We start from the raw sequence: 13168 nt of genomic DNA, 5'->3' as shown, positions 1-13168 counted from the left end.
TTCAGATATCCTTTTTCATGAATGCCGTTACGACTACTTGGGGAAAGGGAAGTTGAACTCTTTGAGAAGAGCCCGTGCTTCGTCGTCCGTTTTAGCCGTCGTACAAACGATGACGTCCATGCCCCAGATCTGATCAACCTTGTCGTAGTTGACCTCCGGAAACACGATGTGTTCCTTGATGCCCATGGCAAAATTGCCACGACCGTCAAAGCTCTTGGGGTTCAGGCCGCGAAAGTCACGAACGCGGGGAAGCGCGATGGTGATCAAACGATCCATGAACTCAAACATGCGAGCGCCGCGAAGCGTCACCTTGGCGCCGATCGGCATATCTTCGCGCAGCTTGAAGCCGGCGATCGAATTGCGTGCGCGGGTAATGACAGGCTTCTGACCGGCGATTGCCGCCAGGTCTTCGGCCGCTATCGCGGGCTTCTTGGAATCAGCGGTGGATTCACCAACGCCCATGTTGATGACGATCTTGTCCATGCGCGGGATCTGCATTTCGTTCGCGTAGGCGAACTGCTCCTGCATAGCCTTGCGGATGCGCTCAACGTATTCGGTCTTGAGCCGCGGCTCATATTTTGCATCAGCCATCGATCACTTCTCCAGAACGCTTAGCCACGCGAACCTTCTTCTCGCCCTCGATACGGAAACCGACACGGGTCGGCTTGCCGTCCTTGGGGTCTGCAACCGCGAGGTTGGAGAGATGAAGCGAGGCTTCCTTGTTGATGATGCCGGCTTCCTGGGTCTGGGACTGGCGCTGATGGCGCTTGACCATATTCAAACCCCGGACCACGGCCCGGTCTTCTTTCGGCATCACGACGAGGACTTCGCCGGTACGGCCCTTGTCCTTGCCTGTCAGAACGACGACCTTGTCGCCTTTGCGGATCTTTTGCATCGGTTCGTTCCTTACAGCACTTCAGGAGCCAGGGAGATGATCTTCATGTGGCTCTTGGCGCGCAATTCGCGCGGAACCGGTCCGAAGATGCGGGTGCCGATCGGCTCTTTCTTGTTGTCGATCAGGACAGCTGCGTTTCCGTCAAAGCGGATGACGCTGCCATCGGCGCGACGGATGTCCTTGGCTGTGCGAACCACAACCGCCTTCATCACATCACCCTTCTTAACGCGGCCGCGCGGAATGGCTTCCTTGATCGAGACGACAATGATGTCGCCGATAGAAGCATACTTCCGCTTGGAACCGCCCAGAACCTTGATGCACATGACACGACGAGCGCCGGAATTATCCGCGACGTCGAGGTTTGTTTGCATCTGAATCATATCAGGCCGCCTTCTTGTTGTTACCGACACGGTTGGGCGCAGAGGCCACCTATGCCAGCTTATGAGTCAATTCTTTTGTGCGCGGGAAGGATATTGCCAAGGTGGTTTCCGCAAACGGACCTTCCATGCGCTGAAAGCAGAAGAACGCCCGATTCCCGGGCGTTCTGCGCCAATGGCCTGCTTCATACAGGATTCTCGACAAGGTGCAATAGCCTCACCTCAAATCCCGTTCATTCAAGCCTGGGCTGTCTCGATGACAGTCCAGCGTTTGTCCTTTGAGATCGGCGCGCATTCCTGAATGGAAACCTCGTCGCCAACCTTGTGCTGGTTGTTTTCGTCGTGCGCCTTGTAGTTCTTCGTGCGGCGCACGATTTTCCGCATGACCGGATGCGCGAAACGGCGTTCCACGCGGACAACCACGGTCTTCTCGTTCTTGTCACTGACAACAGTGCCCTGCAGAATGCGTTTTGGCATGTTCTTCGGTCCTTAGGCCTTGGATTCGGCCGCCTTCTGGCGGGCAATGGTCTTGATGCGAGCGACGTCGCGGCGGACTTCCCTGACCCGCGAAGTTTTTTCAAGCTGTCCGGTAGCACCTTGGAAACGCAGGTTGAACTGCTCTTTCTTCAGCTTGGCAAGCTCGTCATTGAGTTGGTCAACGCTCATGGCGCGAACATCTGCGGCTTTCATGATCCGTCTCCTTACTCTGCGATGCGCTGCACGAAGCGGGTCTTGACCGAAAGCTTGGCTGCGCCGAGACGCAGGGCTTCACGGGCAAGCTCTTCGCTGACGCCGTCGATTTCGAACATGATCCGTCCGGGCTTGACCTTGGCCGCCCAGTAATCAACCGAACCCTTGCCCTTACCCATGCGGACTTCCGTCGGCTTGGATGTGACAGGCACGTCCGGGAAGATGCGGATCCAAACACGGCCGGCACGCTTCATGTGACGGGTGATGGCGCGACGAGCTGCTTCGATCTGACGTGCATTGACGCGATCGGGCTCCTGTGCCTTCAAGCCGTAAGCTCCGAAATTCAAGTCCGAGCCGCCCTTGGCCACGCCCTTGATGCGGCCCTTGAACTGCTTGCGGTACTTAGTACGCTTTGGCTGCAACATTGTCTAATTCTCCGAATTGTCTGCCTGGCGCAAGATCAGGCGTGTTCGCGCCGGCGGTTGCCGCCCGATGCGTCGCCTTCCGTAGCGCGACGTTCAGACGCCATGGGATCATGCTCAAGAATTTCGCCCTTGAAGATCCAGACCTTGACGCCACAAATTCCGTAAGCGGTCTTGGCTTCAGCCGTGCCGTAATCGATGTCGGCACGCAGCGTGTGAAGCGGCACCCGGCCCTCACGGTACCATTCGGTGCGCGCGATTTCCGCGCCGCCGAGACGGCCGCCGCAGGTGATTTTGATGCCCTCGGCACCAAGACGCATGGCCGACTGAACCGAGCGCTTCATGGCGCGACGGAAAGCAATACGGCGCTCGAGTTGCTGGGCAATAGACTGCGCAACCAAAGTGGCGTCGACTTCCGGCTTGCGAACTTCAACAATGTTGAGGTGCGTTTCCGACTGGGTCATTTCGCCAAGCTTGCGGCGCAGCTTTTCGATGTCCGCACCCTTCTTGCCAATGATCAGGCCAGGACGGGCAGCGTGAATGGTGACGCGGCACTTCTTGTGCGGGCGTTCGATGACGATCTTGGAAACGCCAGCCTGCTTGAGTTCGTTCTGCAGGTACTTGCGGATCTTCAGATCTTCATGAAGCAGCTTGCCGTATTCGGCGTTGTCGGCGAACCAACGGCTGTCCCAGGTACGGTTGATGCCGAGGCGAAAACCGATTGGATTGATTTTCTGACCCATTACGCGGCCTCCTCTTTGGCTTCCATCTCACGCACGACGATGGTCAAATGCGCGAATGGCTTTTCGACCCGCGAGGCGCGACCGCGGCCACGAGCGTGAAAGCGCTTCATGACAATCGACTTACCGACATAGGCTTCGGCAACGATCAGCGAATCAACATCAAGGTCGTGGTTGTTCTCGGCGTTTGCGATCGCCGATTCAAGCGTCTTCTTGACGGTCGAAGCGATACGCTTGCGCGAAAACTCAAGCTCGGCCAGCGCCTTGTCAACCTTCTTGCCGCGAATGAGTGCGGCTACCAGGTTGAGCTTCTGCGGGCTGATACGAATGGTGCGGGCAACTGCCTGCGCCTCGTTGTCCTTGAGCCGGCGTTCGGTTTTAGCCTTGCCCATCGTTACTTCCTCTTCGCTTTCTTGTCGGCGCCATGGCCATAATACGTCCGCGTCGGGGAGTATTCGCCAAACTTCTGGCCGACCATGTCCTCGGACACGTTGACCGGAATGTGCTTGCTTCCGTTGTACACGCCGAATGTCAGGCCGACGAACTGCGGCATGATGGTGGAGCGGCGGCTCCACATTTTGATCACTTCGTTGCGGCCGCCTTCGCGAACCTTCTCAGCTTTCTTGAGAAGATAGCCGTCAACAAACGGACCTTTCCATACTGAACGAGCCATTGGAGACTTCCTCTCTTACTTCTTGCGCTGATGGCGCGAACGCATGATGAACTTGTCAGTCGACTTGTTCGAACGCGTGCGCTTGCCCTTGGTCGGCTTGCCCCAGGGGCTAACCGGGTGACGACCACCGGAGGTGCGGCCTTCGCCGCCGCCGTGCGGGTGATCGACCGGGTTCATGGCGACACCGCGAACATGCGGGCGCTTGCCCTTCCAGCGCGACCGACCGGCCTTGCCATCGTTGATATTGGAGTGGTCCGGGTTGGACACCGCGCCGACAGTGGCGAGGCAGGCACCCTGAACCAAGCGCTGTTCGCCGGAGTTCAAGCGCATGATTGCCATGCCCTGATCACGACCGACCAACTGAGCGTAGCCGCCTGCAGAGCGGGCAACCTGGCCGCCCTTGGCCGGCTTCATCTCGATATTGTGGACGATCGTGCCAACCGGCATGAACTGAAGCGGCATGCAATTGCCTGGCTTCACGTCCACAGCCTTGTCGGACGAAATCACCTTGTCACCGGCAGTCAGACGCTGCGGTGCGAGAATATAGGACTTCTCGCCGTCGGCATAGGTGATCAGAGCGATGAAGGCCGACCGGTTGGGGTCGTATTCCATACGCTCGACAGTCGCCTCAACGTCGAACTTGCGACGCTTGAAATCAACCATGCGGTAAGTGCGCTTGTGACCACCACCAATCGACTGGGCTGTAACCCGGCCGTGGTTGTTACGGCCACCCTTGCTGTGAAGGCCCTGCGTCAAGGACTTGACCGGCTTTCCGCGATGAAGACCCGAACGATCAACGATGACCAGCTGACGCTGGCTCGGGGTCGTCGGATTGTAACTTTTCAGTGCCATTTTCCTGTTCCCTTTTGAGGGCTTATTCCCGCGCAGTCCTTACAGACCGGTGGAGACGTCGATCGACTGGCCTTCGGCAAGTGTCACATACGCCTTTTTCACGTCTGACTGGCGGCCCGCGATACCCCGGAAGCGCTTGGTCTTACCCTTGCGCAGCAGCGTGTTGACCGCAGTAACCTTGACACCGAACAGCGCTTCGACCGCAGCCTTGATTTGAGGCTTGGTAGCACGCCGGGCGACGTTGAAGACAACCTGGTTCTGTTCAGATACCAAAGTTGATTTTTCAGTGATCGACGGAGAGACGATCACATCATAATGGCGAATGTCCGTCATTTGAAGCGCTCCTCCAGGGCCGCGATAGCGTCCTTGGACAAGACCAGCTTGCCGCGACGCAAGATGTCGTAAACATTGATGCCCTGGATCGGCAACACATCGACATTGGGAATGTTGGCCGCTGCGAGGCTGAAATTCTTGTCAACCTCGGCGCCGCCGATGAACAGGGCGTTGACGAGGCCGAGCTTGCTCAGCGAACCGGCCAGCGCCTTGGTCTTCGGATCGGAAGCCGAAAGGCTATCAACGACGATGATCTCAGATGCTGCAAACTTGGCTGAAAGCGCATGCCGCAGGCCAAGTGCCCTCACCTTCTTGGGAAGGTCATGGGCGTGGCTGCGAAGAACCGGACCATGAGCCCGGCCGCCGCCACGAAACTGCGGTGCACTTGCAGCGTGGTGACGGGCGCGGCCCGTACCCTTCTGCTTGAACATCTTGGCGCCGGTGCGAGCAATTTCCGAGCGGCTGAGGGTCTTGTGACCGCCCTGCTGCTTCTTTGCAAGCTGCCAGCGCACGATGCGCTGGATCAGATCCTGACGCGGCTCGAGACCGAAGATCGCGTCGGAAAGCGAAATCTTTCCTGCGTCCTTGCCCTCGAGGGTGGTGACGGTAAGATCCATTATTCGGCTCCCTCATTCGATACGTTGGCTGCCGCGCGAAGCGCCGCAGGAAGGGGCGCATCAGCCGGGATACCGGACTTGACGGCGTCGCGAACAACGATCCAGGCACCCTTGGAGCCCGGAACCGCACCCTTGATCAGGATCAGGCCGCGATCGACATCGGTCGAGACAATTTCGAGATTCTGCGTGGTCACGCGGGTACTACCCATGTGGCCAGCCATCTTCTTACCCTTCCAGACCTTGCCCGGATCCTGGTTGGAACCGGTCGAGCCGTGCGAACGGTGCGAAACCGAAACGCCGTGGGTGGCGCGAAGACCGCCGAAGCCGTGGCGCTTCATGGCGCCGGCAAAGCCTTTACCCTGAGTGACACCGGAAACATCGACCAACTGGCCGGCAACGAAATGACTCGCTGCAATTTCCGAACCGACATCGATCAAGTTGTCCGAGCTCACACGGAACTCGACCAGCTTGGCCTTGGGTTCGACATTGGCAATGGCGAAGTTACCGCGCATGGCCTTGGACGTATTCTTGACCTTGGCGACGCCAGCGCCGAGCTGAACAGCGGTATAGCCGTTCTTCTCTTCCGTACGCTGGGCTACCACCTGGCAGTTTTCCATCCGCAGGACGGTAACGGGGATATGGTCTCCGGCGTCGTTGTAGACCCGGGTCATTCCCACTTTTTGTGCAATCACACCTGAACGCATCGGTTCATTCCTCTTGAGATGAGCCTGTCGGGGCCTCGCCCCTACCTGCCTCGTTCCCTGTCCTTAAGGCCCTGGGCCTTAAAGCTTGATTTCCACATCAACACCCGCGGCGAGATCCAGCTTCATAAGCGCATCAACGGTCTGCGGGGTCGGATCAACAATATCGAGAAGGCGCTTGTGGGTGCGCATTTCGAACTGCTCGCGGCTCTTCTTGTCGATGTGCGGCGAGCGGTTGACCGTAAATTTTTCGATCCGGGTCGGCAGCGGGACCGGGCCGCGGACGCTCGCGCCGGTCCGCTTTGCCGTCGACACGATTTCACGCGTGGAGGCATCAAGGATCCGGTGGTCAAACGCCTTGAGGCGGATGCGGATGTTCTGACCGTTCATTCGAATTGTCCTTGCTTGTGTGAGGACCGCGCGATCCGGTTTGCCCGAACCGCGCGACCTGACCCAGTTTATTACTCGATGATCGAAGCGACGATGCCGGCACCAACGGTGCGGCCGCCTTCGCGGATGGCGAAGCGAAGCTTCTCTTCCATCGCGATCGGCACGATCAGTGTCACGTCAGCCGAGATGTTGTCGCCCGGCATCACCATTTCGGTGCCTTCCGGCAGTGTCACAACACCCGTCACGTCGGTCGTGCGGAAGTAGAACTGCGGACGGTAGTTGGTGAAGAACGGCGTATGACGGCCACCCTCTTCCTTGGTCAGAATGTAGGCTTCTGCCTTGAACTTGGTGTGCGGCTTGACCGAACCCGGCTTGCACAGGATCTGGCCACGCTCGACGTCCTCACGGCCAACGCCGCGAAGCAATGCGCCGATGTTGTCGCCGGCCTGGCCCTGATCGAGCAGCTTGCGGAACATTTCAACGCCGGTGCAGACCGTCTTCTGGGTGTCGCGGATACCGACGATCTCGATTTCCTCGCCAACCTTGACAACGCCGCGCTCGACGCGACCGGTGACAACCGTGCCACGGCCGGAGATCGAGAACACGTCCTCGATCGGCATCAGGAACGGCTGATCGATCGGACGCTCAGGCGTCGGGATGTATTCGTCAACAGCGGCCATCAGCGCGCGGATGGCGTCTTCGCCGATTGCCTTGTCGCCATCATTGAGCGCGGCAAGCGCCGAGCCCTTGATGATCGGAATATCGTCGCCCGGGAAGTCGTAGGATGACAGCAACTCACGGACTTCCATCTCGACGAGTTCAAGAAGCTCTTCGTCGTCAACCTGGTCGACCTTGTTCAAAAACACCACCAGCGACGGAACGCCAACCTGACGGGCCAGCAGGATGTGCTCGCGGGTCTGGGGCATCGGGCCGTCGGCAGCCGACACAACCAGAATACCGCCATCCATCTGCGCGGCACCGGTGATCATGTTCTTCACATAGTCGGCGTGGCCTGGGCAATCGACGTGGGCGTAGTGGCGGGCCTCGGTTTCATATTCGACGTGGGCGGTCGAAATGGTGATGCCGCGCGCCTTTTCTTCCGGCGCCGCGTCAATTTGGTCATAGGCCTTGAAATCACCGAAATACTTGGTGATCGCAGCCGTCAAAGACGTCTTGCCGTGGTCAACGTGACCGATCGTGCCGATGTTTACATGCGGCTTATTGCGCTCGAACTTACCCTTTGCCATCGTCGGCTCTCCATTCTCATTCAGCCCGTTGCGGGGCAATTTACAGTTTCGGTCTCCGGTCCGGGCCGGCGTCGTGGGACGCGGGCCCGGCAGTCCGGCAAATTATGCGTATTTCGCCTGGATCTCCTGGGAGACATTCGACGGAACCGCCGCGTAGTGATCAAACGTCATCGTGTACTGGGCGCGGCCTTGCGACATCGAGCGCAGCGTATCAACGTATTTGAACATGTTGGCCAGCGGCACATGAGCGTCAATGACCACGGCGATGCCGCGCATTTCCTGCCCCTGGATCTGACCACGGCGGGAGTTCAAGTCGCCAATCACGTCACCGACGTAATCTTCAGGGGTCACAACTTCAACGGCCATGATTGGCTCGAGCAGTTGCGGGCCCATGAACTTCGAATTTTCGCGGAAGCAGGCGCGACCGGCAATTTCGAAGGCGAGGACACTGGAGTCCACATCGTGGTAGGCGCCATCGATCAAGGTTGCCTTGATACCCAGCATCGGGAAGCCGGCAAGCGGTCCGGAATTCATCACGCTGTTGATGCCCTTCTGGACACCCGGGATGTATTCCTTGGGAACCGAACCACCGACGACCTTGGATTCGAAGATGAACTCTTCGGTCTCGTCGTTCGGCTCGAAACGGATTTTGACCCGTGCGAACTGACCCGAACCACCCGACTGCTTCTTGTGGGTGTAATCGGCTTCGTAAGCCTTGGTAATCGATTCACGGTAAGCAACCTGCGGCGCACCGACGTTGGCTTCGACCTTGAACTCGCGACGCATACGGTCAACGAGGATGTCCAGATGCAATTCGCCCATGCCTGCAATGATGGTCTGACCCGATTCCTCGTCGGTCTTGACGCGGAACGAAGGATCTTCGGCAGCCAGACGGTTGAGCGCGAGGCCCATCTTTTCCTGGTCGCCCTTGGTCTTCGGCTCGATCGCGATCTGAATGACCGGCTCAGGGAATTCCATACGCTCGAGGATCACCGGCTTGAGCGGATCACACAGTGTATCACCCGTGGTGGTTTCCTTGAGGCCGGCAAGTGCAACGATATCACCGGCAAATGCTTCCTCGATGTCCTCACGGGAATTCGAGTGCATCTGCAACATGCGACCGACGCGCTCGCGCTTGTCCTTGACGGTGTTCATGACCGACGAGCCCTTCTCGAGCTTGCCGGAATAGATCCGTGCGAAGGTAAGCGAACCGACGAAGGGGTCATTCATTACCTTGAAGGCCAGCATCGACAGCGGCGCTTCATCGGAAGCGGGCCGGGTCGTTTCTTCTTCGGTCTTGACGTCGATGCCTTCGATGGCAGGAACATCAATCGGGCTCGGCAGATATTCGACAACTGCGTCGAGAAGCGGCTGAACGCCCTTGTTCTTGAAGGCCGAACCGCAGAACATCGGGAAGAACTGAACGGCGATGGTGCCCTTGCGAACCAGTGCGCGCAATTCGTCATTGTCCGGCATCGTTCCTTCGAGATAACGCTCCATGGCAGCCTCGTCGGCTTCCACGGCATTTTCGATGAGCAGCTCGCGGTATTCCACGGCCTTTTCCTTGAGATCTTCAGGGATCTCAACAATGTCCCACTGAGCGCCAAGCGATTCATCACGCCAGACCAGCGCATTCATCTCGATCAGATCGACAACACCCTTGAATTCGGTTTCAGCGCCAATCGGCAGCTGCATGACAACCGGGATCGCACCAAGACGCGACTTGACCATCGACACCGAACGATAGAAATCGGCGCCGGTCTTGTCCATCTTGTTGCAGAAGATCATCCGCGGAACATTGTACTTGTCAGCCTGACGCCAGACCGTTTCGGTCTGCGGCTCAACACCGGCATTGGCATCAAGCAGCGCGATGGCACCGTCGAGCACACGCAGCGAACGCTCAACTTCAATGGTGAAGTCGACGTGACCAGGGGTGTCGATGATATTGAAGTGGCAAACCTTGCCGGTGCGGCCCTTCCAGAACGTGGTGGTCGCAGCAGAGGTAATGGTAATACCACGCTCCTGCTCCTGTTCCATCCAGTCCATGGTGGCAGCACCGTCATGAACTTCACCGATCTTGTGCGACTTGCCGGTATAAAACAGCACCCGCTCGGTGGTCGTGGTCTTGCCGGCGTCGATATGCGCCATAATGCCGAAATTTCGGTAGTCTTCGATTGCGTATTCGCGCGCCATCTTGAATGCCTTTCGAATGCGGGTCGTTGTTACCAGCGATAATGCGAGAATGCGCGGTTGGCATCAGCCATCTTGTGGGTATCTTCCCGCTTCTTGACTGCACTGCCGCGGTTGTTTGCGGCATCCATGAGTTCGCCCGACAGGCGCTCAACCATGGTGGTCTCGTTACGCTTGCGCGCTGCAGCAATCAGCCAGCGAATGGCCAGCGCCTGACGACGCTCGGGACGCACATCAACCGGCACCTGGTAGGTAGCACCACCAACCCGGCGGGAGCGCACTTCCACATGCGGCGCAACATTTTCAAGCGCCGTATGGAACTGGGTGACCGGCTCCGACTTGGAACGGGTCTCAACCTGGTCAAGCGCACCATAGACGATCTGCTCGGCAACTGATTTCTTGCCGTGCATCATGATGGCGTTCATGAACTTTGTGATGACCAGATCGCCGAACTTCGGGTCCGGGTTGATCTCACGCTTTTCTGCACTGTGACGTCGTGACATACTTTTCGTCTTTCAACTGATGGGTCGAAACAGCCAGCCGCATGGAATGACGCGACTGGCCGACACAATTACTTCGGACGCTTGGCGCCGTACTTCGAGCGGCGCTGCTTGCGGTTCTTGACGCCCTGGGTATCGAGAACACCGCGAATGACGTGGTAACGCACGCCGGGCAAATCCTTTACGCGGCCGCCGCGGATCATCACAACCGAGTGTTCCTGAAGGTTATGACCTTCACCCGGAATGTAACCGATCACTTCGTAGCCGTTTGTCAGGCGAATCTTTGCAACCTTACGAAGCGCCGAGTTCGGCTTTTTCGGGGTCGTGGTATACACACGGGTGCAAACGCCGCGCTTCTGCGGATTCTGCTCCAGCGCGGGAACCTTGTTGCGCTTTACCGGCGCCTGGCGCGGCTTGCGGATCAGCTGGTTTACAGTTGGCATGTAACCATCCCTTTAGAATTCATGTTTCGCCCTTTCGGACCACCATGCCTGCAAACAGTATGCGCAAAACAAGGGCCGATCCGGTTTTGCCGGAGGACCCCAAAAAGCAGAGGACGCAATCGTCAGCGTCATGCGTGCAGCATTGTCAGTTCGCAGTGCAGTTTGGAACCTTGTTTGAGACAAGTTCCAGGACGTGTCGTCCCGGAGAAAAGCGCCTCACATCGATCTCAGTGGCCGGTAACTACTGACTTCCCCCATTCCGTCAAGGCCATGGCGAAGAAAATCGTCTTTTGCCGTCGCAAGAGGACCGCCTGCGCGTTACTGAGACAGATAATTGTGCCTGCAAGTCCCAATCCCGGCCTTTATTGCTTGGCTACAAGTACCGCAGCAGCCGACTCGGATGAAACAACCGCTCAAACCCGGGACTGCTGACCGGAACGGCGAATCGAGTCGCCCGGACCGATTCTGTGATTGCTCAGGCGCGTTTGACGAGCCCGATGATAAACAACAGGATCACCGCGCCGATGGTGGCATGAATGATAGACCCGATTATGCCGCCACCAATAGCGATGCCGACCATCGGCAGCACCAGACCGGCGATGAAGGCGCCGACAATCCCGACCACGATATTGCCGATCAGCCCGAAACCAAAGCCCTTCATGATGATGCCGGCAAGCCAACCAGCGACCGCGCCGATCAACAGGAAAACCACAAGACTACCGATATCCATTTCTCATCCCTCCCGTGCCCTATACACCGGGGCGCACGGCGGATGGGCACATTCCCGCCAAAGCGCCCTTCCCCGGCGCCAGCCTTGCGGCTCTGCGGTGCCCGGGGTCTTCGCTCAATCAGAGAAGCATGAAGTCGAACCGCCCGCAAGCGTGACAGAGAGGTTGTCTGTGCGCTGGTGCAGAGGATATCAGCCGAACCTGGGCAGTCGCGTTGCCTTCGCGCCTGCAACATGACAAACAGGCCCTACTCCAATGCGGAAAGGATGGTGCCATGAAGTTTGACAATGACAATGAAAACGACGACAGCGGCACGGCAACCGTCTTCATCATCATTGGCCAGGTGAACCGGCAAAAAGGCGGCGAGAAACGGCCTTTTCACGTGCTCATCGTCGCGCCCGATGAAGACACCGCAGTGCGACATTGCCTCGACGCGCTGTCGGCCAAAGGATTTGCCGAGGCCGACCTCAACCAGATCGGCCTGATGGGCGGAATGCCCGACGAAGAACCGCATGCGTCGGCTTATCAGGGTGCGCTCGAAGGCGAAGTCGCAGTCATTGCTTTCGACTGACACTCCTTCCGCACTTGCGTGGTGACGCGGTTGCCGTCCCAGGTCCATAAGACCCGCAACACCGCCTTCCCCATTCCGCGGTCCGATAATCACCATATTGTGCGCGCACCACGGCAAAGGTGATTTAGCCGCGGTCCGACAATGTGTTTGTCTTCCCTATCAGCGGATCACTGCGCCATGCATGCGATGGCCCAGCCCGACAGCATGGCGACCGTTCGTTCGCACCACGGGAACCCGTGGATGCTTCCGGCCGTTGATAGCAGCAGATGCAACAGTCGAGGGAAACGCAAAATCATGACATTATCGAGAAATCTGAAATTCGCAGCTACAGCAGCAACGTTGCTGATGGCGACAGCCGGTTCCGTGCGCGCTGAAGACGACTGGATCATCAAGAACAGCGACGCATCGGTGGAACAGACCGCCGACAAACTGGTGGCCGCGGTGGAAAAGGCCGGTGCCAAGGTATTTGCCCGCGTGGATCACGCCGCAGGCGCCAGGAGCATCGATGCGGAGCTCGCCGACATGACACTCATCATGTTCGGCAATCCGAAAATCGGCACCCCGATCTTGCAGGCTTCACCGCGTGCCGGGATCGACCTGCCGAACCGCGTCCTTATCTGGGATGAGCAGGGCCAGACCCGGGTCGGCTATCTCGATCCCGCCGCCCTCAAGGCACGCCACCAGGTCGAAGGGGCGGACAAGGCTTTCGACGTAATGGCCGGAGCGCTGGGGAAATTGACCGACGTCGCTTCGAAATAGCTCGCTCTCAGGCGTTCGTAACGAAAAAGGCCGCCCCGAA

Annotated in this window: 21 protein-coding genes; 2 read left to right on the top strand and 19 right to left on the bottom strand. The window is 58.3% G+C overall.

The window, feature by feature from the left end; all coding sequences use genetic code 11:
• Window positions 1-33: 33 nt before the first annotated feature.
• The 19 genes from rplE to OEG84_RS02465 form a co-directional block, all read right to left on the bottom strand.
• Window positions 34-591: a 50S ribosomal protein L5 gene (rplE, locus tag OEG84_RS02555; RefSeq protein ID WP_267652278.1), complete on the bottom strand. Its 558-nt coding sequence runs from the start codon at window positions 589-591 to the stop codon at window positions 34-36.
• Entirely contained in the window at window positions 584-895 is a 312-nt protein-coding gene (gene rplX / locus OEG84_RS02550) for a 50S ribosomal protein L24 (RefSeq protein ID WP_267652277.1), read from the bottom strand. Before rplX ends, rplE begins: the two co-directional genes overlap by 8 nt.
• Window positions 896-906: 11 nt before the next feature.
• Entirely contained in the window at window positions 907-1275 is a 369-nt protein-coding gene (rplN, locus tag OEG84_RS02545) for a 50S ribosomal protein L14 (RefSeq protein WP_267652276.1), read from the bottom strand.
• Between the two features lie 234 nt (window positions 1276-1509).
• Window positions 1510-1749 carry a 30S ribosomal protein S17 gene (gene rpsQ / locus OEG84_RS02540; RefSeq protein WP_267652275.1) on the bottom strand — a complete coding sequence of 80 codons (240 nt, stop codon included), beginning with the start codon at window positions 1747-1749 and terminating at the stop codon, window positions 1510-1512.
• A 12-nt stretch (window positions 1750-1761) separates the two neighbouring features.
• Window positions 1762-1962, bottom strand: a complete 201-nt coding sequence (gene rpmC / locus OEG84_RS02535) for a 50S ribosomal protein L29 (RefSeq protein WP_267652274.1) — start codon at window positions 1960-1962, stop codon at window positions 1762-1764.
• 11 nt (window positions 1963-1973) lie between these two features.
• A complete protein-coding gene (rplP, locus tag OEG84_RS02530) occupies window positions 1974-2387 on the bottom strand; it encodes a 50S ribosomal protein L16 (RefSeq protein WP_045648399.1) in 414 nt (137 codons plus the stop codon).
• A 35-nt stretch (window positions 2388-2422) separates the two neighbouring features.
• Window positions 2423-3127 carry a 30S ribosomal protein S3 gene (rpsC, locus tag OEG84_RS02525; protein WP_267652273.1) on the bottom strand — a complete coding sequence of 235 codons (705 nt, stop codon included), beginning with the start codon at window positions 3125-3127 and terminating at the stop codon, window positions 2423-2425.
• Window positions 3127-3516, bottom strand: a complete 390-nt coding sequence (gene rplV, locus OEG84_RS02520) for a 50S ribosomal protein L22 (RefSeq protein WP_267652272.1) — start codon at window positions 3514-3516, stop codon at window positions 3127-3129. The genes rpsC and rplV overlap by 1 nt, the downstream gene beginning before the upstream one ends.
• Window positions 3517-3518: 2 nt before the next feature.
• On the bottom strand, window positions 3519-3797 hold the full coding sequence (gene rpsS, locus OEG84_RS02515; protein WP_267652271.1) for a 30S ribosomal protein S19: 279 nt from the start codon (window positions 3795-3797) through the stop codon (window positions 3519-3521).
• A gap of 15 nt (window positions 3798-3812) precedes the next feature.
• A complete protein-coding gene (rplB, locus tag OEG84_RS02510; RefSeq protein ID WP_267652270.1) occupies window positions 3813-4649 on the bottom strand; it encodes a 50S ribosomal protein L2 in 837 nt (278 codons plus the stop codon).
• A 39-nt stretch (window positions 4650-4688) separates the two neighbouring features.
• Window positions 4689-4982 carry a 50S ribosomal protein L23 gene (locus OEG84_RS02505; RefSeq protein ID WP_267652269.1) on the bottom strand — a complete coding sequence of 98 codons (294 nt, stop codon included), beginning with the start codon at window positions 4980-4982 and terminating at the stop codon, window positions 4689-4691.
• On the bottom strand, window positions 4979-5599 hold the full coding sequence (rplD, locus tag OEG84_RS02500; RefSeq protein ID WP_267652268.1) for a 50S ribosomal protein L4: 621 nt from the start codon (window positions 5597-5599) through the stop codon (window positions 4979-4981). The genes OEG84_RS02505 and rplD overlap by 4 nt, the downstream gene beginning before the upstream one ends.
• Window positions 5599-6303: a 50S ribosomal protein L3 gene (rplC, locus tag OEG84_RS02495; RefSeq protein WP_267652267.1), complete on the bottom strand. Its 705-nt coding sequence runs from the start codon at window positions 6301-6303 to the stop codon at window positions 5599-5601. The genes rplD and rplC overlap by 1 nt, the downstream gene beginning before the upstream one ends.
• Before the next feature lie 78 nt (window positions 6304-6381).
• Window positions 6382-6690 (bottom strand): 30S ribosomal protein S10, encoded by a 309-nt coding sequence (gene rpsJ / locus OEG84_RS02490; RefSeq protein ID WP_003547547.1) that lies wholly within the window; start codon window positions 6688-6690, stop codon window positions 6382-6384.
• A 71-nt stretch (window positions 6691-6761) separates the two neighbouring features.
• Window positions 6762-7937 (bottom strand): elongation factor Tu, encoded by a 1176-nt coding sequence (gene tuf / locus OEG84_RS02485; RefSeq protein ID WP_267652266.1) that lies wholly within the window; start codon window positions 7935-7937, stop codon window positions 6762-6764.
• A gap of 102 nt (window positions 7938-8039) precedes the next feature.
• Window positions 8040-10130 (bottom strand): elongation factor G, encoded by a 2091-nt coding sequence (gene fusA / locus OEG84_RS02480; protein WP_267652265.1) that lies wholly within the window; start codon window positions 10128-10130, stop codon window positions 8040-8042.
• 29 nt (window positions 10131-10159) lie between these two features.
• Window positions 10160-10630 (bottom strand): 30S ribosomal protein S7, encoded by a 471-nt coding sequence (gene rpsG, locus OEG84_RS02475; protein ID WP_267652264.1) that lies wholly within the window; start codon window positions 10628-10630, stop codon window positions 10160-10162.
• Between the two features lie 68 nt (window positions 10631-10698).
• Window positions 10699-11070, bottom strand: a complete 372-nt coding sequence (gene rpsL / locus OEG84_RS02470; RefSeq protein WP_007197105.1) for a 30S ribosomal protein S12 — start codon at window positions 11068-11070, stop codon at window positions 10699-10701.
• Between the two features lie 475 nt (window positions 11071-11545).
• Window positions 11546-11800 carry a GlsB/YeaQ/YmgE family stress response membrane protein gene (locus tag OEG84_RS02465; RefSeq protein WP_267652263.1) on the bottom strand — a complete coding sequence of 85 codons (255 nt, stop codon included), beginning with the start codon at window positions 11798-11800 and terminating at the stop codon, window positions 11546-11548.
• Window positions 11801-12072: 272 nt separating this feature from the next.
• Here OEG84_RS02465 and OEG84_RS02460 point away from each other — a divergent pair, with 272 nt between their 5' ends.
• Both OEG84_RS02460 and OEG84_RS02455 read left to right on the top strand, forming a co-directional pair.
• A complete protein-coding gene (locus tag OEG84_RS02460) occupies window positions 12073-12369 on the top strand; it encodes a transcriptional regulator (RefSeq protein ID WP_267652262.1) in 297 nt (98 codons plus the stop codon).
• A gap of 294 nt (window positions 12370-12663) precedes the next feature.
• Entirely contained in the window at window positions 12664-13128 is a 465-nt protein-coding gene (locus OEG84_RS02455; RefSeq protein ID WP_267652261.1) for a DUF302 domain-containing protein, read from the top strand.
• The last annotated feature ends 40 nt before the right edge of the window (window positions 13129-13168 follow it).

It is taken from the genome of Hoeflea algicola (assembly GCF_026619415.1).
In the GTDB taxonomy this organism is placed as follows: Bacteria; Pseudomonadota; Alphaproteobacteria; order Rhizobiales; family Rhizobiaceae; genus Hoeflea; species Hoeflea algicola.
The sequence above is the reverse complement of the archived record's forward strand: the minus strand, read 5'-3'. Positions and strand labels throughout refer to the sequence as shown.